The organism is Leptothrix mechoopdaensis (SeqCode) (assembly GCF_053893855.1).
In genome coordinates this window covers 3,513,482-3,540,126 of the sequence record NZ_CM132699.1, presented here as the reverse complement: position 1 = coordinate 3,540,126, position 26,645 = coordinate 3,513,482, and the positions used below count along the sequence as shown (strand labels likewise).

The window sequence follows — 26,645 nt, the reverse complement described above, 5'->3', positions numbered from 1 at the left end:
ACAGACATGGCCACCTCGCGCCAGAACCTCAACTTCGACCTCGAGAGCACGCTCGCGCAGGTCCGCTCGCAGTTCCGCGGCCTCAACCTCAACGAGCCGGGCCAGTGGCCGGCACTGCCCAAGATCGCCGCTGGCGTCATCGTCGCGCTGTTCGTCCTGGCGCTGATCTGGTTCTCGATGCTGTCGGGCGTCATGGACGAGCTGTCGGCCGAGAACGCCCGCGAGCAGCAGCTCAAGGACGAGTTCAAGGGCAAGCTCGCCCAGGCGATCAACCTCGACGAGCTGCGCAAGCAGAAGCTGCAGGTCCAGGAATACGTGACCCAGCTGGAACGCCAGCTGCCGGGCAAGGCCGAGATGGACGCGCTGCTGTCGGACATCAACCAGGCGGGCCTCGGCCGCGGCCTGCAGTTCGAGCTGTTCCGGCCGGGGTCGGTGGTCATCAAGGACTACTACGCCGAGCTGCCGATCGCCTTGCGCGTCACCGGCCGCTACCACGACATCGGCGCCTTCGCGGCCGACATCGCCAACCTCTCGCGCATCGTCACGCTGCACAACCTGAACATCAGCTCGCCGGTCCAGCCGGGCACGACGACGCCGTCGGCGCCGGGTGCGGCGGGCGGGCAGCTGGCGATGGAGGCCACCGCGCGCACCTATCGCTACCTCGACCCGGCCGAGGTCGAGCAGCGCCGCAAGGGTGCCGCCGAGGCCAAGAAGGCCGGAGGTGCCAAGTGATGCACGCCCGCCCGACGACCGATCGTCCGACGGCCGCACGCCGACCGCAGCGTGGCCTGTCGCTGGCCCTGCTGGCCGTGCTGGGCTGTTCGTTGCTGCTGAGCGCCTGCGGTGATCCGCACCAGGAGCTGCAGGACTGGATGGACCAGCAGCGCCGCGAGGCCAAGCCGCGCGTGCCGCCGCTGCTGCCGCCGCGCAAGTTCGATCCACAGCCCTACATGGCCGTGCGCGACGTCGAACCCTTCAGCATCCAGAAGCTGCAGGTCGCGCTCAAGCAGGAGACCCGCCAGCCCAACTCGCTGCTGGCGGCCGAGATGAACCGGCGCCGCGAGCCGCTGGAGGCCTATCCGCTGGACAACCTGTCGATGGTCGGCAGCGTCGTGCGCAGCGGCCGGCCGTATGCACTGCTGCGGGCCGACAACCTGCTCTACCAGATCAAGGTGGGTGACTACATCGGCCAGAACTACGGCCGCATCACCCGCATCACCGAAACAGAGATCACCTTGCGTGAGATCGTGCAGGACCCGCTCGGCGAGTGGGTCGAACGCATGAGCACCCTCACGCTGCAGGAACGCGCCCAGGAGAGAAGTCGATGATGACCGTCGCAACCCATACGCGGACCAAGCCGTGGCGTACCCGCGGCCGGGCCCTGCTGGCGGGCATCGCCACCACCGTCGCGACGCTGGCAGCGCTGGCGCTGGCCCCTTCGGCCCAGGCGCAGACCGTCATCCAGTCCATCACCAGCAGCCAGCAGGGCGGCGGCGAGACCTTGCGCATCGAGCTCGACGAGCCGCTGCTGAACCCGCCGCGCGGCTTCGTGCTGCAGTCGCCCGCCCGCATCGCGCTGGACCTGCTGGGCGTCGTCAACGGCAGCACCGTGCGCGCCACGCAGGAGGTCAACCTCGGCAACCTGCGCTCCTATGCGCTGGCGCTGGCCGGTGACCGCACGCGGCTGGTGCTGAACCTGCGCCAGCCGACCCGCTACCGCACCGAGCAGGTCGGCAAGACGCTGCTGGTGACGCTGGAGCCGGTGCCGCTGGCCGCCAACCTCGCCTCGACCACGGCCGCCGCGCCGCTGGTGGCCGCCGCTGCGCCGAAGGCCGGCGAGGCGGTCCATTTCGCCGACAGCCAGAACGCCGCGCCCGAGCGCATCCGCGACATCGACTTCCGCCGCGGCCGTGACGGCTCGGGCCGCGTCGTGGTCGACCTGCCGAGCAACCAGGTCGGCGTCGACATCCGCCAGCAGGGCCAGAACCTGGTCGTCGAGTTCCTGCGTTCGACCGTGCCCGACAACCTCGTCAAGCGCCTGGACGTGACCGACTTCGGCACGCCGGTGCAGGCCTACTCCGCCAGCCAGACCGGTGACCGGGTGCGCCTGGTGGTCGAGCCGCGTGGCAACTGGGAACACAGCGCCTACCAGACCGACAACCAGTTCGTGCTGGAGGTCCGGCCGCAGAAGGCCGACCCGCAGAAGCTCACCAACGGCCCGGGCTTCAACGGCGACAAGCTGTCGCTGAACTTCCAGAGCATCGAGGTCCGCTCGCTGCTGCAGGTCATCGCCGACTTCACCAACTTCAACGTCGTGACCAGCGACACCGTCACCGGCAACGTCACGCTGCGGCTGAAGGACGTGCCGTGGGACCAGGCGCTGGACATCATCCTGCAGGCCAAGGGCCTGGGCGTGAAGAAGACCGGCAACGTGCTGTGGATCGCGCCAAAGGACGAGCTGGCCGCCAAGGAGAAGCAGGAGCTGGAGTCGCGCAAGCAGATCGCCGACCTGGAGCCGCTGCGCACCCAGAGCTTCCAGCTCAACTACACCAAGTCCGAGGAAGTGGCCAAGGGCCTGACCGGCCAGCAGGCCGGCAGCTCGTCCAGCCAGCAGACCGGTGGCGTGACCCGCATCCTATCGAACCGCGGCAGCGTGGTGTTCGAGACCCGCACCAACCAGCTGTTCGTCACCGACATCCCGTCCAAGCTCGAAGAGGTCGCCCAGCTGATCACCAAGATCGACGTGCCGGTGCGTCAGGTGATGATCGAGGCGCGCATCGTCGAGGCGGTCGACACCTTCGGCCGCACGCTGGGCGTCAAGCTCGGGGCGACCGACCTGCGCGGCATCAACGGAGTGGGCTCGCCGGGCTTCGGCGGCAACACCCGCGTGGCCGTCGGCGGCAACTACGCGTCGATCGGCGACACGACGCTGCAGACGGCGACCGGCACGATCTACAACAACTCGCAGTTCGTGAACCTGCCGGCCAACACCAGCTCGCTGGGCGGCGCCTCGGCGGCGACCTTCGCGCTGTCGCTGTTCGGCGCCAGTTCGAACCGCTTCCTGAACCTGGAACTGTCGGCACTGGAAGCCGAAGGCAAGGGCAAGCTGGTCTCCAGCCCGCGCGTCGTCACGGCCGACCAGGTCAAGGCGCTGATCGAGCAGGGCACCGAACTGCCCTACCAGACCGGCGGCAACCAGAACACCGCGCCGTCGATCGCCTTCCGCAAGGCGACGCTGAAGCTGGAGGTCACGCCGCAGATCACGCCCGAGGGCAACATCATCATGGACGTCGACGTCAACAAGGACAGCGTCGGCCAGCAGACCTCGGCGGGTTTCGCGATCAACACCAAGCACGTCAAGACGCAGGTGCTGGTCGAGAACGGCGGCACGGTCGTGATCGGCGGCATCTTCGAGACCACCGAGACCGACACCATCAACAAGGTGCCGCTGCTGGGTGACCTGCCCTACGTCGGCGCGCTGTTCCGCAACAAGACGCGGGTGGCCAACAAGACCGAGCTGCTGATCTTCCTGACGCCCAAGGTGATCACCGACCGGAACTCGGCGCTGACGCGCTGATCGACCGGGTCCGCCGCCAGGCCAGCCGCCGCGACCTGCGGCCGGTGGACAATCGCCCACCTGCCTCTCTCGCGCCCATCCGCTTGGACCCCCGACACGATCCCCTCGCCGCCCTCGCGCCGGCCCCTGCCGGCGAAGCCCTGCAGCGTTCGCTCAGCCTCGTGGCCATGCCGGGCGCGGGCAAGTCGACGGCCGGCCGTCATCTGGCGCATGCGCTGGGCGTGTCCTTCGTCGACGCGGACCACGTCATCGAGCAGCGCCTGGGCTGTTCGATCCGCGCCTTCTTCGAACGCGAGGGCGAGGCCGCCTTCCGCGACATCGAACAGCAGGTCATCGCCGACATCGTCGCGCAGCCGCCGCAGATCATCGCCACCGGCGGCGGCGCCGTGCTGCGCGAGGCCAACCGGCAGACGCTGCGCGACGGCAGCACCGTCGTCTACCTGCGGGCCACGCCCGAGGAGCTGTTCCGCCGGCTGCGCCACGACACCCAGCGGCCGCTGCTGCAGGTCGCCGATCCGCTGCGCAAGCTGCGTGAACTCTTCCGCGACCGTGATCCGCTCTACCGCGAGACGGCCCACTTCATCATCGAGACCGGCCGGCCTTCGGTCGCCACGCTGATCAACATGGTGCTGATGCAGCTGGAGCTGGCAGGCCTGGTCGATCCGCTGCGCGTGCCGTCCAGCGTCCTGCCCCGTTCCCCACGCCCATGACGACCGATTCCAAGCTCCACGCCACCGTGCGCGTCTCGCTCGACGAGCGCAGCTACGACATCCTGATCGGCGCCGGCCTGCTCGGCGCGGCCAGCACCTGGCAAGGCCTGCCGGCGGCCAGCACCGCCGTGATCGTCACCAACACCACCGTCGCGCCGCTGTACGCCGAGACGGTCCGGCGCGGCCTGTCGGCCCATTACAGGCGCGTGCTGACCGTCGAACTGCCGGACGGCGAGGCGCACAAGGACTGGCAGACGCTCAACCTGATCTTCGACGCCCTGCTGGGCGCGACCTGCGACCGCAAGACCGTGCTGGTCGCGCTGGGCGGCGGGGTGGTCGGCGACATGACCGGCTTCGCCGCCGCCTGCTACATGCGCGGCGTGCCCTTCGTGCAGGTGCCCACGACGCTGCTGGCGCAGGTCGACTCGTCGGTGGGCGGCAAGACCGCCGTCAACCACCCGCTGGGCAAGAACATGATCGGCGCGTTCTACCAGCCGGTGCGCGTGATCTGCGACCTCGACACGCTCGACACCCTGCCGCCGCGCGAGCTGTCGGCCGGTCTGGCCGAGGTCATCAAGTACGGCCCGATCGCCGATGCCGCCTTCCTCGACTGGATCGAGGCCGAGCTGCCGGCGCTGATGGCACGCGACAAGACCGCGCTGGCGCGTGCCGTGGCGCGCTCGTGCGAGATCAAGGCAGAGGTCGTCGGCGGCGACGAACGCGAGAGCGGCAACCGCGCCATCCTCAACTTCGGCCACACCTTCGGCCACGCGATCGAGGCCGGCATGGGCTATGGCGAGTGGCTGCACGGCGAGGCCGTCGGCTGCGGCATGGTCATGGCCGCCGACCTGTCGGCGCGGCTCGGGCTGATGCCGGCCGGGTTCGTCGCGCGCATGCGCCACATCTGCGAACGTGCCGGCCTGCCGGTGCGCGCGCCCGATCTGGGCGCCGAGCGTTACCTGGCGCTGATGCAGGTCGACAAGAAGGCCGAAGGCGGCGAGATCCGCTTCGTCGTCATCGACCGCATGGGCCACGCCCGCATGCAGGGCGCGCCCGAGACGCTGGTGCGCGAGGTCATCGCGGCGGCCTGTGCCTGACCGGGCCGACCGCCGCGGCACACGCGGCTCGACGGGCCCCGGCCAGCGCCTGTCGCCCTGGGCCAGCGACCCGAGCCACAGCCGTGGCCGCCGCCACGCCGAGCCGGCGGCGCCCACGCGCAACGCCTTCCAGCGCGACCGCGACCGCATCGTCCACAGCACCGCGTTCCGGCGGCTGGTCTACAAGACCCAGGTCTTCCTGAACCACGAAGGCGACCTGTTCCGGACCCGGCTGACGCACACGCTGGAAGTCGCGCAGCTGGGCCGCTCGATCGCCCGATCGCTCGGCCTGCACGAGGATCTCGTCGAGGCCATCGCGCTGGCCCATGACCTCGGCCACACGCCCTTCGGCCATGCCGGCCAGGACGCGCTGCACGCCTGCATGGCGCCGCATGGCGGCTTCGAGCACAACCTGCAGAGCCTGCGCGTGGTCGACGTGCTGGAGCAGCGCTACCCCGACTTCGACGGCCTGAACCTGAGCTTCGAGACGCGCGAGGGCATCCTCAAGCATTGCCCCTTGCGGGTGGCGCGCTGGATCGAGCGCCATGAGCCCGGCGGCATCGGCCGGCGCTTCATCGAGCGCAGCCAGCCCGGGCTGGAGGCGCAACTCGCCAACCTCGCCGACGAGATCGCCTACAACGCCCACGACGTCGACGACGGCGTGCGCTCGGGCCTGATCACGCTCGACCAGGTCTGCGAGCTGCCGCTGCTGGGCGAGCACCGCGAGGCGGCCTTGCGCGAACACCCGTCGCTGCGACAGGCCCGGCCGCGCCGGCTGCTGTTCGAGATCCTGCGGCGCGTGCTGTCGGCCCAGGTCTACGACGTCATCGACGCGACCCGCGCGGCGCTCGACGCGGCCCGTCCGGCCGATGCCGACGCGGCCCGCGCGATGGCGCCGCTGGTCCGCTTCAGCCCCGCCATGCGCGCGGCCAGCACCGAGCTGAAGCGGCTGCTGTTCAAGGCGCTGTACCGCCATCCGGCGGTGATGGAGACGACCGAGACGGCGCAGCGCATCGTCACCGAGCTGTTCGCGATCTACGTCGAACGGCCGCAGGAGATGCCGGACGATTTCGCCGGCTCGCCGCTGCTGCATCGGGCGGTGGCCGACTACATCGCCGGCATGACCGACCGCTACGCGATCCGCGAGCATGAGCGGCTGACCGGGCGGCGGCTGTTCCGCGCGCCGGGCTGAAGCGCCCGGCGCCGGTCCAGCGGCTTCAGGCTTCCTGCGGCAGGAAGTCGGCGGTCGACAGGTAACGCTCGCCGGTGTCGTAGTTGAAGCCCAGCACGCGGGCGCCTGCGCCCAGTTCCGGCAGCTTCTGCGCGATCGCGGCCAGCGTCGCGCCGCTGGAGATGCCCACCAGCAGGCCTTCCTCGCGGGCGCTGCGGCGGGCGTAGTCCTTGGCCACGTCGGCCTCGACGGTGATGACGCCGTCGAGCAGCTCGGTCTGCAGGTTGCGCGGGATGAAGCCCGCGCCGATGCCCTGGATCGGGTGCGGCGACGGCTTGCCACCGCTGATGACCGGCGAGGCGGCCGGCTCGACCGCGAACACCTTCAGCTTCGGCCACGCCGCCTTCAGCACCTGCGCGCAGCCGCTGATGTGGCCGCCGGTGCCCACGCCGGTGATCAGCGCGTCCAGGCCGTCGGGGAAGTCGGCCAGGATCTCCTGCGCCGTCGTGCGCACATGCACCGCGATGTTGGCGGGGTTCTCGAACTGCTGCGGGATCCAGGCGCCCGGGGTCGACGCGACCAGCTCCTGGGCCTTCTCGATCGCGCCCTTCATGCCCTTCTCGCGCGGGGTCAGCACGAACTGCGCGCCATAGGCCAGCATCAGCCGGCGGCGTTCGATGCTCATGCTCTCGGGCATCACCAGGACCAGCGCGTAGCCCTTGACGGCCGCGACCATCGCCAGGCCGATGCCGGTGTTGCCGGAGGTCGGCTCGACGATCGTGCCGCCGGGCTTCAGCGCGCCGCTGGCCTCGGCGTCCTCGACCATCGCCAGCGCGATGCGGTCCTTGATCGAGCCGCCCGGGTTGCTGCGTTCGGACTTTATCCAGACCTGGGCGCCGGCGCCGTACAGGCGGTTGATGCGGATGTGCGGGGTGTGGCCGATGGTGGCCAGGACGTTGTCTGCGCGCATGGTGGCGAAATCTCCGGAACTGCGGTCCCGCCGGATGCGGGACGCGGCGCTTCGATTCTGTCGCATGAGGCTGGGGTTGGAGGGGCGGGACAATGCCGTGTCGGCCGTCTGGAGACGGTCACTTCAGCCCCTTCCCGATGGCCCGTCTGCCCCGTCTCGCGCTCGCCGGCCTGCCGCACCTCGTGCTGCAGCGCGGGCTGGCGCACCCGCCGGTCTTCGCCGATGCCGACGATCGCCGCGCCTACCTGGCTGCGCTGCACGAGGCATCGGCCAACCTCAAGGTCGTCGTGCATGCCTACGCGCTGCTCGACGACCAGGTCCGCCTGCTGCTGACGCCGCCCAGCGCCGATGCCTTGAGCAAGCTGATGCAGGCCGTCGGCCGACGCTACGTGAGCGCACACAACCGTCGCCACGGCCGCGCCGGCACGCTGTGGGACGGGCGCTACCGCGCCACCGTCATCGAGCCGGAACCGTGGCTGCTGACCGCCGCCCGGTCGATCGAGCAATCACCCCAGCGCGCCGGGCTGGTGATGCGGGCGTCGGACTGGACCTGGTCCAGCGCCGGTCACCACCTGGGCCGCGCCCGCGACCCGGTCGTGAGTGCCCACCCGCTGTTCTGGGGGCTGGGCAACACGCCCTTCGAACGCGAGCTGGCGTGGCAGCGGTTGCTCGACGAGCCGCTCCCGGTGGCGCAGCTGCAACAGGTCGAGGACGCGCTGGTGAAGGGCTGGCCACTCGGATCGGGCGCGTTTCTTGCCCATCTCGGCGGCTCGACCGACCGTCCGCTGGCTCCCAGGCCCCGCGGGCGACCGCCTCGCGCACCAAGGCAGGGCGGCGACAGCGAACGCTGAACGCTGCCGGTGCGTGACCCGCGCATTAATCTGTCCCCATTTATCTCCTCAGCGTAACCGAGGCGATTCTTTAACGAGTCTGACCCCATTTATTTGGGATTGAGGCTCACGCTGCACTGCAGTAAATTTCACGCCGTTTTCTTCCATCGCCAGGAGTGCGCCATGAACCAGGCCGCCTCGGGATTGACGTCCCAGACCGAACCGCAGACCGATTCCACGATCGTCACCCCGTCCGACATCCGGACGCTCGCCCAGGGCGGTCTGTACGACCCCGCCAACGAACATGACGCCTGCGGCGTCGGTTTCGTCGCGCACATCAAGGGCCAGAAGGCGCACGCCATCGTCGAGCAGGGCCTGAAGATCCTGGAGAACCTCGATCACCGCGGCGCGGTCGGCGCGGACGCGCTGATGGGCGACGGTGCGGGCATCCTGATCCAGATCCCCGACGACTTCTTCCGCGCCGAGATGGCCGCGCAAGGCGTCGTGCTGCCGCCCCCGGGCGAATACGGCGTGGGCATGATCTTCCTGCCCAAGGAACACGCCTCCCGTCTGGCCTGCGAGCAGGAGCTGGAGCGTGCGGTCAAGGCCGAAGGCCAGGTGCTGCTGGGCTGGCGCGACGTGCCGGTCGACGCCGACATGCCGATGTCGCCGACGGTGCGCACCACCGAGCCTGTGATCCGCCAGATCTTCATCGGTCGCGGTGACGACGTCATCGTGCCGGACGCGCTGGAACGCAAGCTCTACGTGATCCGCAAGACCGCCTCGGCGGCGATCCAGAAGCTCAAGCTGACCCACAGCCGCGAGTACTACGTGCCCAGCATGAGCTGCCGCACGATCATCTACAAGGGTCTGCTGCTGGCCGACCAGGTCGGCAAGTACTACCTCGACCTGCAGAACCCGGCCTGCACCTCGGCGCTGGCGCTGGTGCACCAGCGCTTCTCGACCAACACCTTCCCCGAGTGGCCGCTGGCCCACCCGTACCGGATGGTGGCGCACAACGGCGAGATCAACACCGTCAAGGGCAACTTCAACTGGATGCGCGCCCGCGAAGGCGTCATGAAGTCGCCGGTGCTGGGCGAGGACCTGAAGAAGCTCTACCCGATCAGCTTCGAGGGTCAGTCCGACACGGCTACGTTCGACAACGCGCTCGAACTGCTGACGATGAGCGGCTACCCGCTCGCGCACGCCGCGATGATGATGATCCCGGAGGCCTGGGAGCAGCACACGCTGATGGACGAGCGCCGTCGCGCCTTCTACGAGTACCACGCCGCGATGATCGAGCCGTGGGACGGCCCCGCCTCGATGGTGTTCACCGACGGCAAGCAGATCGGCGCCACGCTGGACCGCAACGGCCTGCGCCCGGCCCGCTACATCGTCACCGACGACGACCTGGTCGTGATGGCCTCGGAAGCCGGCACGCTGCCGATCCCCGAGAACAAGATCGTCAAGAAGTGGCGCCTGCAGCCGGGCAAGATGTTCCTGATCGACTTCGAGCAGGGCCGCATCATCGATGACGAGGAACTGAAGAACCAGTTCGCCTCGGCCAAGCCCTATCGCCAGTGGATCGAGAACGTCCGCATCAAGCTCGACGCGATCCCGGCCGAGGGCGCGCCCGCCGTGCCGGCGCCGACCGAGTCGCTGCTGGACCGCCAGCAGGCCTTCGGCTACACGCAGGAAGACCTGAAGTTCCTGCTCGCGCCGATGGCCGCGAACGGTGAAGAAGGCATCGGCTCGATGGGCAACGACTCGCCGCTGGCGGTCCTGTCCGACAAGAACAAGCCGCTGTTCAGCTACTTCAAGCAGCTGTTCGCGCAGGTCACGAACCCGCCGATCGACCCGATCCGCGAAGCGATCGTGATGTCGCTGAACAGCTTCATCGGCCCGAAGCCCAACCTGCTCGACATCAACGCGGTCAACCCGCCGATGCGGCTGGAGGTGGCGCAGCCCATCCTCGACTTCGAGGACATGGCGCGCCTGCGCGGCATCGCCGGTCACACCGGTGGCAAGTTCAAGACCTACGAGCTGAACATCACCTACCCGCTGGCCTGGGGCCATGAGGGCGTGGAGGCCAAGCTCGCGTCGCTGTGCGCCGAGGCGGTGGACGCGATCAAGAGCGGCCACAACATCCTGATCATCTCGGACCGCGCGATGGACCGCGCCCACGTGGCGATCCCGGCGCTGCTGGCGCTGTCGGCGATCCACCATCACCTGGTCCGCGAAGGCCTGCGCACGACCGCCGGCCTGGTGGTCGAGACGGCATCGGCGCGCGAGGTCCACCACTTCGCCGTGCTGGCCGGCTATGGCGCCGAGGCCGTGCACCCCTACCTGGCGATGGAGACCATCGCCGCGATGCACCAGGAACTCGGCGGCGCGCTGTCGGCCGACAAGGCGATCTACAACTACGTCAAGGCGATCGGCAAGGGTCTCTCGAAGATCATGTCGAAGATGGGCATCAGCACGTACATGTCGTACTGCGGCGCCCAGATCTTCGAGGCCATCGGCCTGAACCGCGACCTGATCGAGAAGTACTTCCGCGGCACCCCGACGCAGGTCGAGGGCATCGGCGTGTTCGAGGTGGCCGAGGAGGCCATCCGCAACCACCGCGCCGCCTTCGGTGACGACCCGGTGCTGGCGACGATGCTCGATGCCGGCGGCGAGTACGCCTGGCGCGCCCGTGGCGAGGAGCACATGTGGACGCCGGACGCCATCGCCAAGCTGCAGCACAGCACGCGCTCGGGCAAGTTCGACACCTACAAGGAATACGCCCAGATCATCAACGACCAGAACCGCCGTCACCTGACGCTGCGCGGCCTGTTCGAGTTCAAGATCGATCCGTCCAAGGCGATCCCGGTCGAGGAGGTCGAATCGGCCGCCGACATCGTCAAGCGCTTCGCGACCGGCGCGATGTCGCTGGGCTCGATCAGCACCGAGGCGCACTCGACGCTGGCGCTGGCCATGAACCGCATCGGCGGCAAGAGCAACACCGGTGAAGGCGGCGAGGACCCGGCGCGTTACCGCAACGAGCTCAAGGGCATCAAGATCACCGCCGGCACCAAGGTCTCGGACGTCATCGGCAGCAAGGTCATCGCCGCCGACTACGAGATGAAGGACGGCGACAGCCTGCGCTCGAAGATCAAGCAGGTGGCTTCGGGCCGCTTCGGCGTCACGACCGAGTACCTCGTCTCGGCCGACCAGATCCAGATCAAGATGGCCCAGGGCGCCAAGCCCGGCGAGGGCGGCCAGCTGCCGGGTGGCAAGGTCTCCGAGTACATCGGCTTCCTGCGTTACTCGGTGCCGGGCGTCGGCCTCATCAGCCCGCCGCCGCACCACGACATCTACTCGATCGAGGATCTGGCCCAGCTGATCCACGACCTGAAGAACGCCAACCCGCGTGCCTCGGTCAGCGTCAAGCTGGTCTCGGAAGTGGGCGTGGGCACGATCGCTGCGGGCGTGGCCAAGTGCAAGGCCGATCACGTCGTGATCGCCGGCCACGACGGCGGCACCGGCGCGTCGCCGTGGTCGTCGATCAAGCATGCCGGCACGCCGTGGGAACTCGGCCTGGCCGAGACCCAGCAGACGCTGGTGCTCAACCGCCTGCGCAGCCGCATCCGCGTGCAGGCCGACGGCCAGATGAAGACCGGCCGCGACGTGGTGATCGGCGCGCTGCTGGGCGCCGACGAGTTCGGCTTCGCGACCGCGCCGCTGGTCGTCGAGGGCTGCATCATGATGCGCAAGTGCCACCTCAACACCTGCCCGGTCGGCGTGGCCACGCAGGATCCGGTGCTGCGTGCCAAGTTCACCGGCAAGCCCGAGCACGTCGTCAACTACTTCTTCTTCGTCGCCGAGGAAGCGCGCCAGATCATGGCGCAGCTGGGCATCCGCACCTTCGACGAACTGGTCGGCCGCGCCGACCTGCTCGACACGAAGAAGGCCATCAGCCACTGGAAGGCCAAGGGCCTCGACTTCGGTCGCGTGTTCCACCAGCCGGCGGTGCCGGCCTCGGTCTCGCGCCGCCACATCGAGGAACAGGACCACGGTCTGGCCAAGGCCCTGGACGTGCGCCTGATCGAGAAGTGCCGCCCCGCCATCGAACGTGGCGAGAAGGTGCAGTTCATGGAGGACGCGCGCAACGTCAACCGCTCGGTCGGCGCGATGCTGTCGGGCGAGCTGATCAAGCACCGTCCGGAAGGCCTGCCCGACCAGACCATCTTCATCCAGATGGAAGGCACCGGCGGCCAGAGCTTCGCGGCGTTCCTGGCCCAGGGCATCACGCTCTACCTGATCGGCGAGGCCAACGACTACACCGGCAAGGGCTTGTCCGGCGGCCGCGTGGTGGTGCGTCCGTCGATCGAGTTCCGCGGTGACGCGACCAAGAACATCATCGTCGGCAACACCGTGCTGTACGGTGCGACCAGCGGCGAGGCCTTCTTCCGTGGCGTGGCTGGCGAGCGCTTCGCGGTGCGCCTGTCGGGCGCGACGGCGGTCGTCGAAGGCACCGGTGACCACGGCTGCGAATACATGACCGGCGGCACGGTGGTCGTGCTGGGCAAGACGGGCCGCAACTTCGCGGCCGGCATGTCCGGCGGCATCGCCTACGTCTACGACGAGGACGGCAGCTTTGCCGGTCGCTGCAACACCGCCCAGGTCGCCCTGGAGAAGGTGCTCACGTCGGCCGAGCAGGAACAGACCATCGAGTTGCCGATCTGGCACAAGGGTCAGACCGACGAGGCCCTGCTCAAGAAGCTGATCGAGGACCACCACCGCTGGACCGGCTCGCTGCGGGCCCGCGACATCCTCGACAACTGGAGCGAATCGCGTGGCCGCTTCGTCAAGGTGTTCCCGCACGAGTACCGCCGCGCCCTCGGCGAGATGGGTGCGCAGCAGGCCACCGACGCCACGATCGCCAAGGCCAAGGGCAGCGACAAGGGCGACAAGAAGGGCAGCAAGACCGTTCCCGCCAAGTGAGCGGAACGTCTTGAGCCACGGCACGTCACAGCACAGAACACTGAAGGCACATCATGGGTAAGGTCACCGGCTTTCTCGAGTTCGAACGCCTCGAAGAGGGTTACGAACCGGTCGAGAAGCGACTGAAGAACTACAAGGAATTCGTCATCGGCCTGAAGGCCGACGAGGCGAAGGTGCAGGGCGCGCGCTGCATGGACTGCGGCACGCCGTTCTGCAACAACGGCTGCCCGGTCAACAACATCATTCCGGACTTCAACGACCTGGTGTTCCGGCAGGACTGGCGCAATGCCATCACCGTCCTGCACAGCACCAACAACTTCCCGGAGTTCACCGGCCGCATCTGCCCGGCGCCGTGCGAGGCGGCTTGCACCCTCAACGTCAACAACGACGCGGTGGGCATCAAGTCGATCGAGCACGCCATCATCGACAAGGCCTGGGAAGAGGGCTGGGTCGTGCCGCAGCCGCCGAAGGTCAAGACCGGCAAGAAGGTCGCGGTGGTGGGCTCCGGCCCGTCCGGCCTGGCGGCAGCCCAGCAGCTCGCGCGGGCCGGCCACGACGTCACGGTGTTCGAGAAGAACAGCCGCATCGGTGGTCTGCTGCGCTACGGCATCCCCGACTTCAAGATGGAGAAGTCGCACATCGACCGCCGTGTCGCGCAGATGCAGGCCGAAGGCGTGACCTTCCGCACCGGCGTGCTGATCGGCGCGATGCCCGAGGGCAGCAAGGTCACCAACGACGCCAAGGAAGTCATCTCGGCCGAGCAGCTGAAGGCCGACTTCGACGCGGTCGTGCTGTGCGGCGGCTCCGAGCAGAGCCGTGACCTGCCGGTGCCGGGCCGCGAGCTCGACGGTGTCCATTTCGCGATGGAGTTCCTGCCGCAGCAGAACAAGGTCAACGCCGGCGACAAGCTGAAGAACCAGCTGCGCGCCGACGGCAAGCACGTCATCGTGATCGGTGGCGGCGACACCGGCAGCGACTGCGTGGGCACCAGCAACCGCCACGGCGCCGCCAGCGTCACGCAGTTCGAGGTGATGCCGCAGCCGCCCGAGAAGGAGAACAAGCCGCTGGTGTGGCCGTACTGGCCGCTGAAGCTGCGCACCTCGTCCAGCCATGAAGAGGGCTGCACGCGCGAGTTCGCGATCTCGACCAAGGCCATCCTGGGCGACAAGGGCAAGGTCACCGGCCTGCAGACCGTCAACGTCGAGTTCAAGGACGGCAAGCTGGTCGAGGTCGCCGGCACCGAGAAGACCTACAAGGCCGACCTGGTGCTGCTGGCGATGGGCTTCGTCAACCCGGTCAACACGGTGCTGGAAGCCTTCGGCGTCGAGAAGGACCCGCGTGGCAACGCCAAGGCGGGCGTCGACGTCGTCGGTGGCTACAAGACGAACGTCGCCAAGGTGTTCGCCGCCGGTGACATGCGTCGCGGCCAGTCGCTGGTGGTGTGGGCGATCCGCGAAGGTCGCCAGGCCGCCCGCGCCGTCGACGAATTCCTGATGGGTTCGACCACGCTGCCGCGCTGAGCGCGTCGACAGGCTGTTGCGGCCTGTCACGCCTTCCCCGCATGCCGCACCAAGCCGCATCACGCCGTTGCCATCGGCGCGTTGCGGCTTGATGCTTTTCGGGCACGATTCGGCCTTGCCTGAACTGAACTGGGGCTTTCCCCTATCATTTCTCGCCTTTGACCCGCCCGCCGACGTGCCACCTGCATCCCGCCTCCAGGGACGCACCTGCCGGAATCCATCCCCCGTTGACTGCCGCCTCGCCCGACTCCACCTTGTCGTCCCCGCTGGTCGAACTGCGTTCGGTGACCTGCGGCTACGGTGACCGCATCATCCTGCGCGATGTCGACCTGACGGTCCCGCGCGGCTCCGTGGTCGCGCTGATGGGCACCTCCGGCGGCGGCAAGACCACCGTGCTGCGGCTGATCGGCCGCCAGCTCTCGCCGCTGTCGGGCCAGGTGCTGTTCGATGGCCAGGATCTCGCCACGCTCGACCGTCGCGGCCTGCACGACGCGCGTCGGCGGATGGGCATGCTGTTCCAGTTCGGTGCCCTGTTCACCGACCTCTCGGTGTTCGACAACGTGGCCTTCCCGCTGCGCGAGCACACGAGGCTGAGCGAAGAGCTGATCCGCGACCTGGTGCTGATGAAGCTCGATGCGGTCGGCCTGCGTGGCGCGCGCGATCTGATGCCCAGCCAGGTCTCGGGCGGCATGGCCCGGCGCGTGGCACTGGCCCGCGCCATCGCGCTGGACCCGGACCTGATCCTCTACGACGAGCCCTTCGCCGGCCTCGACCCGATCTCGATGGGCGTGGCCGCGCGGCTGATCCGGGCCCTCAACGACGCGCTGGGCGTGACCAGCATCGTCGTCTCGCACGATGTCGAGGAGACCTTCCTGATCGCCGATCACGTCGTGTTCATCGCCAATGGCGGCATTGCCGCACAAGGCACGCCCGCGCAGATGCGGGCCTCCGAAGACCCGCTGGTGCGCCAGTTCGTCGACGCCGCGCCGGACGGTCCGGTGCGCTTCCACTACCCGGCCGCCACGGCCGCGCAGGACTACGGCCTGGAGGCCCGCCGATGAAGCGCGCCCTCATCGCCCTGGGTGCCGGCACCCGTCAGACGCTCGCCGACATCGGCCTGGCCACGCGCCTGTTGGCCCGCCTGCTGGTGCTGGTGCCGGTGGCCTTGCGCCGCTTCCGGCTCGTGATCGACCAGGTGCATTTCCTGGGCAACCATTCGCTGGCCATCATCGGCGTGTCCGGCCTGTTCGTCGGCTTCGTGCTGGGCCTGCAGGGTTATTACACGCTGCAGCGCTACGGCTCGGCCGAGGCGCTCGGCCTGCTGGTCGCGCTGTCGCTGGTGCGTGAACTCGGGCCGGTCGTGACCGCGCTGCTGTTCGCGGGCCGGGCCGGCACCTCGCTGACCGCCGAGATCGGCCTGATGAAGTCCGGCGAGCAGCTCGCCGCGATGGAGATGATGGCCGTCGACCCGATCCAGCGGGTGCTGGCACCGCGTTTCCTGGGCGGCCTGATCGCGATGCCGCTGCTGGCCGCCGTCTTCAGCGCGGTCGGCATCATCGGCGGCTGGCTGGTCGGCGTGGTGCTGATCGGCGTCGACGCCGGCTCATTCTGGTCGCAGATGCAGGCCGGCGTGGACGTGTTCAAGGACGTCGGCAACGGCGTCATCAAGAGCGTCGTCTTCGCCCTCACCGTCACCTTCGTCGCGCTGCACCAGGGCCACGAGTGCCAGCCCACGCCCGAGGGCGTGGCCCGCGCGACGACCCGCACCGTGGTGGTGTCGTCGCTGGCCGTGCTGGCGCTCGACTTCGTGCTCACCGCGCTGATGTTCTCGATCTGATCGGACCGTCCTCATGCAGAAATCCCGTCACGACCTGTGGGTCGGCCTGTTCGTCTCGATCGGCGCCGCCGCGCTGCTGTTCCTGGCCCTGAAGGCCGGCAACCTGCTGGCCATCTCGTTCGAGCCCACCTACACGGTGGTCGCCCGCTTCGACAACATCGGCGGCCTCAAGCCGCGCGCGGCGGTCAAGAGTGCCGGCGTGGTGGTCGGTCGGGTCGCGCGCATCGGCTTCGACGACAAGACCTACCAGGCCAGCGTCGAGCTCGAACTCGAGAAGCGCTTCGTCTTCCCGAAGGACAGCTCGGCCAAGATCCTGACCGCCGGCCTGCTGGGCGAGCAGTACATCGGCCTCGAACCCGGCGGCGACACGGTCAACCTGGCCGCCGGCAGCCAGATCACGCAGACCCAGTCGGCGGTGGTGCTGGAGACGCTCATCAGCCAGTTCCTCTACAACAAGGCCGCTGACGCCAGCGGGGGCGAGAAGAAGTGATGCGCCGCGTCGCCAGCTGGCTCGCGCTGGGCCTGTGCGCGCTGCTGACGGCCTGCGCGACGGCGCAGCAGCCCGATCCGCTGGAGCCGTGGAACCGCGGCGTGTTCGCCTTCAACGACACGGTCGACGAGGCGGTGGTCAAGCCGGTCGCGACGGTCTGGCGCGACGTGCTGCCGCAGCCGCTGCGCCACGGCATCAGCAACTTCTTCGGCAACTTCGGCGACCTGTGGTCGGCCACCAACCTGGTCCTGCAGGGGCGCTTCGGCGACGGCCTGTCCGACCTGGGCCGCTTCGGCACCAACACCGTCTTCGGCGTGCTGGGTTTCTTCGACGTCGCCAGCGAACTGGGCTTCGAGAAACACGGCGAGGACTTCGGCCAGACGCTGGGTGTCTGGGGCGTCCCGCAGGGCGCCTACGTGGTCTGGCCGCTGCTCGGCCCGTCGACGCTGCGCGACAGCTTCGACATCCCCGGCTCGATCGCCGTCAGCCCGGCCAGCCTGGTCTCGCCGACCTCGGCGGCGCTGGGCGTGACCTCCACGCGCTTCATCAACCTGCGCGCCGACCTGCTGCAGGCGACCAACCTGCTCGACACCATCGCGCTGGACAAGTACACGTTCACCCGCGATGCCTACCTGCAGCGTCGCCGCAGCCTCGTCTTCAACGGCAACCCGCCCGATGACGGCGGTGACGAGGACGTGCCCAGCGGCGCCAATCCGTATCGGGACGACGAGGAGCCGGCGCCGGCCGCCGCGCCGGCCTCTGCGCCGACCTCTGCACCTCGTCCGGCCCCTGCGGCGCCTGCCGCCAGCCGGCCCTGATCGAGAAACCCCCCTGTCCACCGCCGCAACGGCGCAGCCGTTGCTAGCAGGCAGCGATCCGGCTGCCACCGAAAGGAAATCGATGTTCAAGCGTCTGTGGTCCACCCTGTTCGTCACCGCCGCCCTGCTGGGCTCGTCGGCCGCCCGGGCCGAGGCCGTCGCGCCCGACGCGCTGGTCAAGCAGGTGTCGACCGAGGTGATCGAGACCGTGAAGTCCGACAAGGGCATCCAGGCCGGCGATCTCAAGAAGATCGTGGCGCTGGTCGACAACAAGGTGCTGCCGCACGTGAACTTCCAGCGCATGACCGCGCTGGCGATGGGCCGCCACTGGCGCGCCGCCACGCCCGATCAGCAAGGCCGTCTGCAGGACGAGTTCAAGACCCTGCTGGTGCGCACCTACGCGGGTGCGCTGACGCAGGTGAAGGACCAGTCGGTGTCGGTCAAGCCGCTGCGCGCCAAGCCCGAGGACACCGAGGTGCTGGTGCGCACGGAGGTCAAGGGCAAGGGTGAGCCGATTCAGCTCGACTACCGCCTGGAGAAGGACGGCGACAGCTGGAAGATCTACGACGTCAACGTGCTCGGCGTGTGGTTGGTGGAAACCTACCGGTCGAGCTTCAACCAGGAAATCTCCGCGTCAGGAATCGATGGCTTGATCACGAAGCTGGCCGAGCGCAACAAGTCCTCGTCGGCCAAGTGAAACCGGCCCTGTCGGCTACCGATCCCCGAAGCGTCAACACGAGTCGAATGTCCGTCCCATGCTGAGCCTGCCTGAACGACTGACCCACGTCGAGACGCCTCCGGCGCTGAAGACCCTGCACGAGCAGATGGATGCGCTGCCTTCCGGCACGCCCGTCGTGATCGACGGCCAGCAGCTCAGCCGCTTCGACTCCAGCGCACTGGGCGTGCTGCTGAGCTGCAAGCGCCACGCGCTGGCGCAGGGTCGCACCTTCGCGACCCAGTCGCTGCCGGCGCGCCTGGTGCGCCTGGCCGGCCTCTACGGCCTGGCCAACTGCCTTTGAACGAACCCTCTGAACGATCTCTCTGACCGACCCGGCCGCGCGCCGGGTCGCCGTCATTCCGGCGAGGCGTAGCGCTTGGCGCGCAGGTTGCGCTTGATCTCCTGCAGCGTCGGCCGCAGGTCCGGGCCGAGGCGCAGCGCCACTGCCGTTGTCAGGATGTCGATCACCGTCAGGTGCAGCAGGCGGCTGACCATCGGGCTGTAGCGGTCGTAGTCCTCGGGGTGATCCACCGCCAGCAGGATCTGCGCCTGATGCGCCAGCGGCGAACCGCTGCAGCTGATCACGATGGTCTGGGCGCCCTTGCGGCGCGCGATCTCGGCGGCGTCGAGCAGGTCGCGGGTGCGGCCCGAGTTCGAGATCATCACGGCGCAATCGCCCGGCTGCAGCATCGTCGCGGCCATCACCTGGACGTGACCGTCGCTGAAGGCGACCGCGTTGACGCCCAACCGGAAGAACTTGTGCTGCGCGTCCTGCGCCACGATGCCCGAGTTGCCGACACCGTAGAACTGGATCCGCCGACCGTCGCGCGCCGAGGCCGTCAGCGCCTCGATCGCCCGTTCCATCGCGTGCGCCGCGACGTCGCCGCGGTACTTCAGCAGCGCGCTGACCGCGTTGTCGATGACCTTGACGATCAGGTCGTTCGGCTTGTCGTCCTCGTCGACCGCGCGGTGCACGAAGGGCACGCCCTCGTTGACCGTGCCGGCGAGCTTCAGCTTGAAGTCGGCCAGGCCGTCATAGCCGACGCTGCGGCAGAACCGCACCACCGTCGGCTTGCTGACGTGGGAGCGGTCGGCCAGTTCGGCCACCGGCAGGCTGGAGAAGCTGCGCGGGTCCGCCAGCACCAGCTTGCCGACCCGCTGTTCGGCCGGCGACAGGGCGGGGAGGGAGGCGCGGATGCGGTCGAGCATGGTGGGGGCCGATCGTGTCACGTTGGCCGTTCGACCGTCATCCACCAGGGATGAGGGGGTGGATGCGCCGGGGCCCAGGCCCGACGACGAACTGCCGCCCGGCAACCCCGACGACGGGGACGCGGGCGTCGAGGAGGGCGGCAGCGGCCAGATCATTGCTCTTCGCTCCAGGCGTTGCCGTCGCGGGCGACCAGCGCGCTGGCCGCCGCCGGGCCCCAGCTGCCGGCGGCATAGCCGCGCGGGCCTTCGCCACCGCCGCTGTGCTCGCGCGCCCAGGTGTCGAGCACCGGCTCGACCCAGCGCCAGGCCTCTTCCTGCTCGTCGCTGCGCACGAACAGGTTCAGGCGGCCGGCGATGGCGTCCAGCAGCAGGCGCTCGTAGGCGCCGACGCGGTCGCTCTGGAAGGCCTTGTCGAAGTCCAGGTCCAGCGAGACCGGCGCGAGCATGTCGCCCACGCCCGTGCCCTTGGCGGCCAGCAGGTGCAGCTCCAGGCCGTCTTCCGGCTGCAGCTTGATCACCAGCTTGTTGGCGCGGTGCACGCCCGAGAAGATCGGGTGCGGGACCGGGCGGAAGTTGACGACGATCTGCGCGTCGCGCGCGGCCAGGCGCTTCCCGGTGCGCAGGTAGAACGGCACGCCGGCCCAGCGCCAGTTCTGCACCTCGGTGCGGATCGCCACGAAGGTCTCGCAGTGGCTGCCGTTCGGCACCTTGACCTCGTCGAGGTAGCCCGGGACCTTCTTGCCGTCGACGTTGCCGGCGCGGTACTGGCCGCGCACGACGTCGCGGTTGACGCTCTCGGCCGTGAACGGCTTGAGCGACTTCAGCACCTTGAGCTTCTCGTCGCGGATCGCGTCGGCGTCGCTGGTCGACGGCGGCTCCATCGCGATCATCGTCAGCAGCTGCAGCGCGTGGTTCTGGACCATGTCGCGCAGCGCGCCGGTGCGGTCGTAGAAGTCGCCGCGCGTGCCCACGCCGAGCGATTCGGCCAGCGTGATCTGGATGTTGGCGATGCTCTCGCGGCGCCACAGCGGCTCGAACAGCGCGTTGCCGAAGCGCAGCGCCATCAGGTTCTGGACCGAGGGCTTGCCGAGGTAGTGGTCGATCCGAAAGGCCTGCCGCTCGGTGAAGACCGAACGCACGACCTGGTTGATCTCCTGCGCGCTGGCCAGGTCATGGCCCAGCGGCTTTTCCAGCACGACGCGGATGTGCGGCGCGTTCAGGCCGGCCGCGCCGAGCTGCTCGGTGATCGCGGTGAACAGGTGCGGGCTGGTGGCCAGGTAGAGCACGACGGTGTCGGCGCCACGTTCGTCCAGCCACTGCTTCAGGCCGGCGTAGTCGGCCGGCTGCGACAGGTCCATGCGGCGGTAGTGCAGCAGCTCGGCGAAGCGGGCGAACTCTTCCTCGTTCGGGCGCTTGGAGCTTTCGACCTCGACGAAGCGGTCCTTGATGAACTTGCGGTAGTCCGCATCGCTGCGCTCGTCGCGGGCCACCGCCAGGATCCGCCCGCCGCCGGGCAGCTTGCCGTGGCGGAAGGCCTGGAACAGGGCCGGCATGAGCTTGCGCCAGGTGAGGTCGCCGGTGCCGCCAAAGAGAACGAGGTCGAAGGACATGTGGACCTTTTCGAGTGGAGTCGATTGCCGGGTCACACCGGGCCGTCAGGCGGTTCGCTGTGTCGGCGCTGGCGGTGTAACTTTGTTTCAGAAACGATGATGCATGAGTTTCTTTTCGAGGTCAATCCGGGACCGGGGCCGGACGCCGCCGCAGGCCGTTTCTCCCATGACGAACGGTCGTTCGATGACCGACCGGACGGTCTGTCGCGGCCGTAACTCGCTTGAACTCAAGCGGACCACTCATGCGGTCTAATTCCGGCCTTCCCAGCCGCAGCACCCCCAACGCCATGAACCAGCTCGATCAGCTCAAGCGCCACACCACCGTCGTCGCCGACACCGGCAACTTCCTGCAGCTCGCCCAGTTCGCCCCGCGCGACGCGACGACCAACCCGTCGCTGATCCTCAAGGCGGTGCAGCAGCCCGAATACGCGCCACTGCTGGCCGACACGGTCAAGGCCCACCGCGGCCTGCCGCTCGACGAGGTGGTCGACCGCGTGCTGGTCCGTTTCGGGCTGGAGATCCTGAAGGTCGTGCCCGGCCGCGTCTCGACCGAGGTCGACGCCCGCCTGAGCTTCGACCGCGCCGCGACCGTCGCCCGCGCGCACCGCCTCATCGGCCTGTACGAGGCCGCCGGCATCGGCCGCGACCGGGTGCTGATCAAGATTGCCTCGACCTGGGAAGGCATCCAGGCCGCCGCCGAGCTGGAGCGCGAGGGCATCCACTGCAACCTGACGCTGCTGTTCGCGTTCTGCCAGGCGGTGGCCTGCGGCGATGCCGGCGTGCAGCTGATCTCGCCCTTCGTCGGCCGGATCTACGACTGGTACAAGAAGTCGGCCGGCGCGGCCTGGGACGAGGCCGCCCACGCCGGTGCGAACGACCCGGGCGTGCGTTCGGTCAGCCAGATCTACACCTACTACAAGAAGTTCGGCATCGCGACCGAGGTGATGGGCGCGAGCTTCCGCAACGTCGGCCAGATCACCGCGCTGGCCGGTTGCGACCTGCTGACCATCAGCCCCGACCTGCTGGCCCAGCTGCAGGCCAGCGAGGCCCCGATCACCGCCGCGCTCGATGCCGCCGCCGCGCGCGACGCCGCGATCGAGCGGGTCCGCCTCGACGAGGCCGCCTTCCGCTACGCGCTGAACGCCGACGCGATGGCCACCGAGAAGCTCGCCGAGGGCATCCGCGCCTTCGCGGTCGACGCCGGCAAGCTCGACCAGATGATCCTCGCGATCTGACCCCAAGCCCACGAGGAGACCGACCCATGTCCGTGACCCGCTGTGACCAGTCGCCCGCCTGGGCCGCCCTGGCCGACCACCACGCCGGTGCCGGCCGTGCCTTCGACCTGCGCAACGCCTTTGCCGGCGACGCGGGCCGGACGGCGGCCTTCAGCCTCGACGCGCCGGAGATCCACGCCGACCTGTCCAAGAACCACTGGGACACGACGGTGCGCGGCCTGCTGGAACAGCTGGCGCGCGACTGCCAGCTCGAATCGCGCCGCGACGCGATGCTGGCCGGCGAGCCGATCAACCACACGGAAGGCCGCGCGGTGCTGCACACGGCGCTGCGCGCGCCGCGCGGCGTGGCGCCGTTCTCCGACGACGTGCATGGCGTGCTCGACCGCATGCTCGACTGGGTCGAGCAGGTCCGCGACACCGCGCGCAGCGGCATCCGCCATGTCGTCAACATCGGCATCGGCGGCTCGGACCTGGGCCCGCAGATGGTCGTGCCGGCGCTGGACGCCTACGCCAGCCGCTCGCTGACGCTGCATTTCGTCTCCAACGTCGACGGCCACGACATCGCCCCGGTGCTGCGCCGGCTGGACCCGCGCGAGACGCTGGTGATCGTCGCCTCCAAGACCTTCACGACCCAGGAGACCATGGCCAACGCCCAGGTCGCGCGGGCCTGGTTCCTGGCCGGCTACGGCGACGGCGGCGAGGCGGCCATCGCGAAGCACTTCGCGGCCACGACGACCAACGTCGAGGCGGCGGCCAGGTTCGGCATCACCACCACCTTCGGCTTCTGGGACTGGGTCGGCGGCCGTTATTCGCTGTGGAGCGCCATCGGCCTGCCGATCGCGCTGGCGATCGGCGCGGCCCATTTCCGCGACCTGCTGGCCGGCGCCCACGCGATGGACCGCCACTTCGCGACCGCGCCGCTGGCGTCGAACCTGCCGATCCAGCTCGGGCTGCTGGACGTCTGGTATCGCAACTTCCTGGGCTACACCAGCCGCAGCATCGCGCCCTATCACCAGGGGTTGCGCCGCCTGCCGGCCTACCTGCAGCAGCTGGAGATGGAGAGCAACGGCAAGTGCGTCGACCTCGACGGCCAGCCGCTGCCGTATGCGACCTGCCCGGTGGTCTGGGGCGAGGCCGGCACCAACGGCCAGCACGCCTACTTCCAGATGCTGCACCAGGGCACCGACGTGATCCCGGTGGAGTTCATCGCGGTCAAGACGCCCAACCACGGCCCGGACGTGCCCGAGGTGCTGAAGGCCGGCCTGGCCGACCAGCACGTCAAGCTGCTGGCCAACTGCCTGGCGCAGAGCCAGGCGCTGATGCTGGGCAAGTCGACCGCCGAGGCGCTGGGCGAGAAGGCCCCGACCGCCAGCGCCGCGCTGGACGCGCAGACCGTCGCGCGCCACCGCACCTTCCCCGGCAACCGGCCGAGCTCGACCTTCGTGCTGGAGGCGCTGACGCCGGCATCGCTCGGCGCGCTGATCGCGCTGTACGAACACCGCGTCTGGACCAGCGGCGCGCTGTGGGGCATCAACAGCTTCGACCAGTGGGGCGTGGAACTCGGCAAGGCGCTGTGCAACCAGCTGCTGCCGCGTTTCACCAGCGGCGACACGGCGGGGCTGGACGGCTCGACCGCCGCGCTGCTGTCGCGCCTGCTGGCATGACGCGGCACCTGATCTTCGACTTCGGCGCGGTGGTCTTCCGCTGGCAGCCGGTCGACCTGCTGCAGCAGGTCCTGCCCGAACACGCGCCCGATGCCGACGCGGCGCGGGCGCTGGCCGACCGGATCTTCCGCGGCTACACCGGGCCTTGGGGCCGCTTCGACCACGGCACGATCGAGATCCCCGAACTGGTCGAGGCACTGGCCGCACAGACCGGCCTGCCGGCGCGCGAGCTGCAGCGGCTGGTCGACACCATCCCGTCGGCGCTGGAGCCGCTGCCCGACACGGTCGCGTGGATCGGCCGCCTGCACCAGGCCGGCCACCGGCTGTTCTACCTGTCGAACATGCCGGCGCCGTTCGCCGACCACCTGCAGGCCACGCACGCCTTTCTCGGCCAGTTCGAGGACGGCGTGTTCTCCGGCCGCGTCCAGCTGGCCAAGCCTGACGCGGCGATCTTCCGGCTGGCGCTGGACCGCTTCGGCATCGCGGCCGAGGACACCGTGTTCCTCGACGACCACGTCGCCAACGTCGACGCGGCCCGCGCGCTCGGCCTGCACGCCGTGCTGTTCGAGAACGCCGCCCAGGCGGCGCGCGAACTGGCCGCGTTCGGCCTGCCAGCCTGAACCGGTCCGCTCAGGGCTTGTAGGCCGCGATGGCCTGCGACAGGTCGCGGTAGGCCTCGCACTGTTCCCCGCACAGCTGCTTCAGGCTCACGAGATGAGCCCGCGCCTGTTCGGGCTGGCGCAGCATCAGGTAGGCCTCGCCGATGTACTCGTGCGCGCCCTGGCTGCGCGGATCGAGCTGCAGCGCCCGTTCGTAGGACTTCAGTGCCCGTTCCGGCTGGCCGCTCTTGCGCAGCGCCAGGCCCATCAGCGTGTGGGCCTCGGGCTGGCGCTCGTTGCGGGCCAGCGCCTTGTCGAGTTCGCGGATCGCGCCGGCCCAGTCGGCCTTGTCGATCGCGCGGCGGGCAGGGGCCAGCTCGGTGCGGCTGTCGGCCGGGCTGGCGGTGCTGGGCATGTCGGCGGCGTAGGCCGGAACGAGGCCGGCGAGCAGGGCGAACAGGGCGATGAGGGCGGCGGCCAGGGGCCAGCGGCGCGGGATGGGCAGGGTCATGTCGGTTCTCCTCGGGCACCTCGGGGCGGGCGACCGGGGCCGATGTTCACGCGTGGGCCGACGCCTGACCAGCCTCGGCCGCTTCCGGCCCTGCGCCGGGCGGGGTCTGGCTGCGGGCCCGCTGGCGCGCCCGTCGCCACTGGCGTTCCGAGCTGAAGCCGGCCAGCTCGCGCGCCTGCTTGAGCGGCCGGCCGGCGGCCATCGCCTCGTGGCACCAGGCCAGCCGGACCTGCTCGACGTAGTCGCGCGGCGTCACGCCGGCATGGGCCAGGAACAGGCGCGCGAGATGGCGCGGCGTGACGTGCGCCGCCTCGGCCAGGTCGGCCAGCGTCCAGGCCCTTGCCGGTTCCTCGGCGACCGCGTTCTGGACCCGGTGAACGGCGGGATGCAGGTGGCTGCGGCAGGCCAGCAGCGGCGAGCGTTCCGGGTCGTCCGGCGCGCGGCGGTGGAACACCACCATGACCTGCGCGACGGCGGCGGCCAGCGCCTCGCCGCCTTGCCGGGCGATGCAGTGCAGCGCCAGGTCGATGCCGGCGGTGATGCCCGCGCTGGTCAGCAGCGGGCCGTCCTCGATGAACACACGGTTCGCGCGCACCTGCGCGGCCGGCGCCAGCCGGGCCAGGTCGGCCAGCAGCTCGTGGTGGGTGGTGGCTGCGCGCGTGCCGATCAGGCCGGCATCGGCCGCCAGCAGCGCGCCGGAACAGACCGTCAGCAGCCGGTGCGGCGTGCCCGGCATGTCCAGCTGCGGTGCGACCACGCGGGCCAGCCACTGCCGCGTGTCCAGCCAGGGCCGCTGCCGCCGCACGACCTGAGCGGCCTCGCCGGGGCGGCCCATCAGCACGACCCAGGTCGGCCGCTCCAGCGTATCGGGCAGCGGCTCGATGCCGGCCAGCTGCAGGCCGACCGACGACGTGGTCTGCGCCAGCGGCCCGGCATGGCGCAGCCGGAACAGCGGCGCGTGGCCCTGCCGGGCCAGGTTCTGGTTGGCCAGCCGGAAGGCCTCGGCCGGGCCGGCCAGGTCCAGCAGCAGGGTGTCGGGCAGGACGATGAACAGGACGTCCACGACGCTCACCCCGATCGCCCCACTCATGCC

General features: G+C 69.5%; 23 protein-coding genes. 18 read left to right on the top strand and 5 right to left on the bottom strand.

Features of this window, described 5'->3' with window-relative positions; translation table 11 throughout:
• The first annotated feature begins 6 nt into the window (after nucleotides 1–6).
• From ACWA7K_RS15270 to ACWA7K_RS15245, 6 genes are all read left to right on the top strand, one after another.
• Nucleotides 7–732: a type 4a pilus biogenesis protein PilO gene (locus ACWA7K_RS15270; RefSeq protein WP_456162252.1), complete on the top strand. Its 726-nt coding sequence runs from the start codon at nucleotides 7–9 to the stop codon at nucleotides 730–732.
• Nucleotides 732–1,328 carry a pilus assembly protein PilP gene (locus ACWA7K_RS15265; RefSeq protein WP_456162251.1) on the top strand — a complete coding sequence of 199 codons (597 nt, stop codon included), beginning with the start codon at nucleotides 732–734 and terminating at the stop codon, nucleotides 1,326–1,328. The genes ACWA7K_RS15270 and ACWA7K_RS15265 overlap by 1 nt, the downstream gene beginning before the upstream one ends.
• Nucleotides 1,328–3,577, top strand: coding sequence for a type IV pilus secretin PilQ (gene pilQ / locus ACWA7K_RS15260; RefSeq protein ID WP_456168832.1), 2,250 nt, complete (start codon nucleotides 1,328–1,330; stop codon nucleotides 3,575–3,577). Before ACWA7K_RS15265 ends, pilQ begins: the two co-directional genes overlap by 1 nt.
• A gap of 167 nt (nucleotides 3,578–3,744) precedes the next feature.
• The gene (locus ACWA7K_RS15255) at nucleotides 3,745–4,287 is read left to right on the top strand and encodes a shikimate kinase (RefSeq protein WP_456168830.1); all 543 of its coding nucleotides are present in this window, start codon (nucleotides 3,745–3,747) and stop codon (nucleotides 4,285–4,287) included.
• A complete protein-coding gene (gene aroB / locus ACWA7K_RS15250) occupies nucleotides 4,284–5,384 on the top strand; it encodes a 3-dehydroquinate synthase (protein ID WP_456162250.1) in 1,101 nt (366 codons plus the stop codon). Before ACWA7K_RS15255 ends, aroB begins: the two co-directional genes overlap by 4 nt.
• Nucleotides 5,385–5,433: 49 nt before the next feature.
• Nucleotides 5,434–6,576, top strand: coding sequence for a deoxyguanosinetriphosphate triphosphohydrolase (locus ACWA7K_RS15245; protein WP_456168828.1), 1,143 nt, complete (start codon nucleotides 5,434–5,436; stop codon nucleotides 6,574–6,576).
• Between the two features lie 25 nt (nucleotides 6,577–6,601).
• Here the strand turns inward: ACWA7K_RS15245 and cysK are convergent, their stop codons facing one another.
• Nucleotides 6,602–7,525 (bottom strand): cysteine synthase A, encoded by a 924-nt coding sequence (gene cysK, locus ACWA7K_RS15240; RefSeq protein ID WP_456162249.1) that lies wholly within the window; start codon nucleotides 7,523–7,525, stop codon nucleotides 6,602–6,604.
• A gap of 137 nt (nucleotides 7,526–7,662) precedes the next feature.
• Here cysK and ACWA7K_RS15235 point away from each other — a divergent pair, with 137 nt between their 5' ends.
• From ACWA7K_RS15235 to ACWA7K_RS15195, 9 genes are all read left to right on the top strand, one after another.
• Nucleotides 7,663–8,376: a transposase gene (locus tag ACWA7K_RS15235; protein WP_456162248.1), complete on the top strand. Its 714-nt coding sequence runs from the start codon at nucleotides 7,663–7,665 to the stop codon at nucleotides 8,374–8,376.
• Between the two features lie 162 nt (nucleotides 8,377–8,538).
• The gene (locus ACWA7K_RS15230; protein WP_456162247.1) at nucleotides 8,539–13,341 is read left to right on the top strand and encodes a glutamate synthase-related protein; all 4,803 of its coding nucleotides are present in this window, start codon (nucleotides 8,539–8,541) and stop codon (nucleotides 13,339–13,341) included.
• Between the two features lie 53 nt (nucleotides 13,342–13,394).
• On the top strand, nucleotides 13,395–14,861 hold the full coding sequence (locus tag ACWA7K_RS15225; protein ID WP_456162246.1) for a glutamate synthase subunit beta: 1,467 nt from the start codon (nucleotides 13,395–13,397) through the stop codon (nucleotides 14,859–14,861).
• Nucleotides 14,862–15,115: 254 nt separating this feature from the next.
• A complete protein-coding gene (locus ACWA7K_RS15220) occupies nucleotides 15,116–15,922 on the top strand; it encodes an ABC transporter ATP-binding protein (RefSeq protein ID WP_456162245.1) in 807 nt (268 codons plus the stop codon).
• Nucleotides 15,919–16,698 carry a lipid asymmetry maintenance ABC transporter permease subunit MlaE gene (gene mlaE / locus ACWA7K_RS15215; RefSeq protein WP_456162244.1) on the top strand — a complete coding sequence of 260 codons (780 nt, stop codon included), beginning with the start codon at nucleotides 15,919–15,921 and terminating at the stop codon, nucleotides 16,696–16,698. The genes ACWA7K_RS15220 and mlaE overlap by 4 nt, the downstream gene beginning before the upstream one ends.
• A gap of 13 nt (nucleotides 16,699–16,711) precedes the next feature.
• Nucleotides 16,712–17,188 carry an outer membrane lipid asymmetry maintenance protein MlaD gene (mlaD, locus tag ACWA7K_RS15210; protein ID WP_456162243.1) on the top strand — a complete coding sequence of 159 codons (477 nt, stop codon included), beginning with the start codon at nucleotides 16,712–16,714 and terminating at the stop codon, nucleotides 17,186–17,188.
• Nucleotides 17,188–18,006, top strand: coding sequence for an MlaA family lipoprotein (locus ACWA7K_RS15205; protein WP_456162242.1), 819 nt, complete (start codon nucleotides 17,188–17,190; stop codon nucleotides 18,004–18,006). The genes mlaD and ACWA7K_RS15205 overlap by 1 nt, the downstream gene beginning before the upstream one ends.
• A gap of 82 nt (nucleotides 18,007–18,088) precedes the next feature.
• Complete coding sequence (locus ACWA7K_RS15200) at nucleotides 18,089–18,703, top strand: MlaC/ttg2D family ABC transporter substrate-binding protein (protein WP_456162241.1); 615 nt, start codon at nucleotides 18,089–18,091, stop codon at nucleotides 18,701–18,703.
• A gap of 58 nt (nucleotides 18,704–18,761) precedes the next feature.
• Nucleotides 18,762–19,025 (top strand): STAS domain-containing protein, encoded by a 264-nt coding sequence (locus ACWA7K_RS15195; RefSeq protein WP_456162240.1) that lies wholly within the window; start codon nucleotides 18,762–18,764, stop codon nucleotides 19,023–19,025.
• A gap of 53 nt (nucleotides 19,026–19,078) precedes the next feature.
• Here ACWA7K_RS15195 and ACWA7K_RS15190 read toward each other — a convergent pair whose 3' ends face one another.
• On the bottom strand, nucleotides 19,079–19,933 hold the full coding sequence (locus ACWA7K_RS15190; RefSeq protein WP_456162239.1) for a MurR/RpiR family transcriptional regulator: 855 nt from the start codon (nucleotides 19,931–19,933) through the stop codon (nucleotides 19,079–19,081).
• A 152-nt stretch (nucleotides 19,934–20,085) separates the two neighbouring features.
• Entirely contained in the window at nucleotides 20,086–21,543 is a 1,458-nt protein-coding gene (zwf, locus tag ACWA7K_RS15185; protein ID WP_456162238.1) for a glucose-6-phosphate dehydrogenase, read from the bottom strand.
• Between the two features lie 287 nt (nucleotides 21,544–21,830).
• On the opposite strand from zwf, the gene tal reads away from it, so the two are divergent.
• The 3 genes from tal to ACWA7K_RS15170 are packed head-to-tail and all read left to right on the top strand — an operon-like array spanning nucleotide 21,831 to nucleotide 25,062.
• The gene (tal, locus tag ACWA7K_RS15180) at nucleotides 21,831–22,778 is read left to right on the top strand and encodes a transaldolase (protein ID WP_456162237.1); all 948 of its coding nucleotides are present in this window, start codon (nucleotides 21,831–21,833) and stop codon (nucleotides 22,776–22,778) included.
• Between the two features lie 26 nt (nucleotides 22,779–22,804).
• The gene (pgi, locus tag ACWA7K_RS15175; protein WP_456162236.1) at nucleotides 22,805–24,442 is read left to right on the top strand and encodes a glucose-6-phosphate isomerase; all 1,638 of its coding nucleotides are present in this window, start codon (nucleotides 22,805–22,807) and stop codon (nucleotides 24,440–24,442) included.
• Nucleotides 24,439–25,062 carry an HAD family hydrolase gene (locus tag ACWA7K_RS15170; protein WP_456162235.1) on the top strand — a complete coding sequence of 208 codons (624 nt, stop codon included), beginning with the start codon at nucleotides 24,439–24,441 and terminating at the stop codon, nucleotides 25,060–25,062. Before pgi ends, ACWA7K_RS15170 begins: the two co-directional genes overlap by 4 nt.
• 10 nt (nucleotides 25,063–25,072) lie before the next feature.
• On the opposite strand, the gene ACWA7K_RS15165 is transcribed toward ACWA7K_RS15170, so the two are convergent.
• The gene (locus ACWA7K_RS15165; RefSeq protein WP_456162234.1) at nucleotides 25,073–25,552 is read right to left on the bottom strand and encodes a tetratricopeptide repeat protein; all 480 of its coding nucleotides are present in this window, start codon (nucleotides 25,550–25,552) and stop codon (nucleotides 25,073–25,075) included.
• A gap of 46 nt (nucleotides 25,553–25,598) precedes the next feature.
• Nucleotides 25,599–26,642, bottom strand: a complete 1,044-nt coding sequence (locus ACWA7K_RS15160; RefSeq protein ID WP_456162233.1) for a GlxA family transcriptional regulator — start codon at nucleotides 26,640–26,642, stop codon at nucleotides 25,599–25,601.
• Nucleotides 26,643–26,645 lie beyond the last annotated feature (3 nt).

What these genes read in the sequence shown, in the direction of transcription:
- mlaD (WP_456162243.1), top strand. Translation starts at nt 16,712, where the DNA reads ATGCAGAAATCCCGTCACGACCTGTGGGTCGGCCTGTTCGTCTCGATC.
- ACWA7K_RS15270 (WP_456162252.1), top strand. Translation starts at nt 7, where the DNA reads ATGGCCACCTCGCGCCAGAACCTCAACTTCGACCTCGAGAGCACGCTC.
- mlaE (WP_456162244.1), top strand. Translation starts at nt 15,919, where the DNA reads ATGAAGCGCGCCCTCATCGCCCTGGGTGCCGGCACCCGTCAGACGCTC.
- aroB (WP_456162250.1), top strand. Translation starts at nt 4,284, where the DNA reads ATGACGACCGATTCCAAGCTCCACGCCACCGTGCGCGTCTCGCTCGAC.
- ACWA7K_RS15235 (WP_456162248.1), top strand. Translation starts at nt 7,663, where the DNA reads ATGGCCCGTCTGCCCCGTCTCGCGCTCGCCGGCCTGCCGCACCTCGTG.
- pgi (WP_456162236.1), top strand. Translation starts at nt 22,805, where the DNA reads ATGTCCGTGACCCGCTGTGACCAGTCGCCCGCCTGGGCCGCCCTGGCC.
- ACWA7K_RS15160 (WP_456162233.1), bottom strand. Translation starts at nt 26,642, where the DNA reads ATGAGTGGGGCGATCGGGGTGAGCGTCGTGGACGTCCTGTTCATCGTC.
- ACWA7K_RS15265 (WP_456162251.1), top strand. Translation starts at nt 732, where the DNA reads ATGCACGCCCGCCCGACGACCGATCGTCCGACGGCCGCACGCCGACCG.
- ACWA7K_RS15205 (WP_456162242.1), top strand. Translation starts at nt 17,188, where the DNA reads ATGCGCCGCGTCGCCAGCTGGCTCGCGCTGGGCCTGTGCGCGCTGCTG.
- cysK (WP_456162249.1), bottom strand. Translation starts at nt 7,525, where the DNA reads ATGCGCGCAGACAACGTCCTGGCCACCATCGGCCACACCCCGCACATC.
- ACWA7K_RS15225 (WP_456162246.1), top strand. Translation starts at nt 13,395, where the DNA reads ATGGGTAAGGTCACCGGCTTTCTCGAGTTCGAACGCCTCGAAGAGGGT.
- ACWA7K_RS15170 (WP_456162235.1), top strand. Translation starts at nt 24,439, where the DNA reads ATGACGCGGCACCTGATCTTCGACTTCGGCGCGGTGGTCTTCCGCTGG.
- ACWA7K_RS15200 (WP_456162241.1), top strand. Translation starts at nt 18,089, where the DNA reads ATGTTCAAGCGTCTGTGGTCCACCCTGTTCGTCACCGCCGCCCTGCTG.
- zwf (WP_456162238.1), bottom strand. Translation starts at nt 21,543, where the DNA reads ATGTCCTTCGACCTCGTTCTCTTTGGCGGCACCGGCGACCTCACCTGG.
- pilQ (WP_456168832.1), top strand. Translation starts at nt 1,328, where the DNA reads ATGACCGTCGCAACCCATACGCGGACCAAGCCGTGGCGTACCCGCGGC.
- ACWA7K_RS15190 (WP_456162239.1), bottom strand. Translation starts at nt 19,933, where the DNA reads ATGCTCGACCGCATCCGCGCCTCCCTCCCCGCCCTGTCGCCGGCCGAA.
- tal (WP_456162237.1), top strand. Translation starts at nt 21,831, where the DNA reads ATGAACCAGCTCGATCAGCTCAAGCGCCACACCACCGTCGTCGCCGAC.
- ACWA7K_RS15165 (WP_456162234.1), bottom strand. Translation starts at nt 25,552, where the DNA reads ATGACCCTGCCCATCCCGCGCCGCTGGCCCCTGGCCGCCGCCCTCATC.
- ACWA7K_RS15255 (WP_456168830.1), top strand. Translation starts at nt 3,745, where the DNA reads ATGCCGGGCGCGGGCAAGTCGACGGCCGGCCGTCATCTGGCGCATGCG.
- ACWA7K_RS15230 (WP_456162247.1), top strand. Translation starts at nt 8,539, where the DNA reads ATGAACCAGGCCGCCTCGGGATTGACGTCCCAGACCGAACCGCAGACC.
- ACWA7K_RS15195 (WP_456162240.1), top strand. Translation starts at nt 18,762, where the DNA reads ATGCTGAGCCTGCCTGAACGACTGACCCACGTCGAGACGCCTCCGGCG.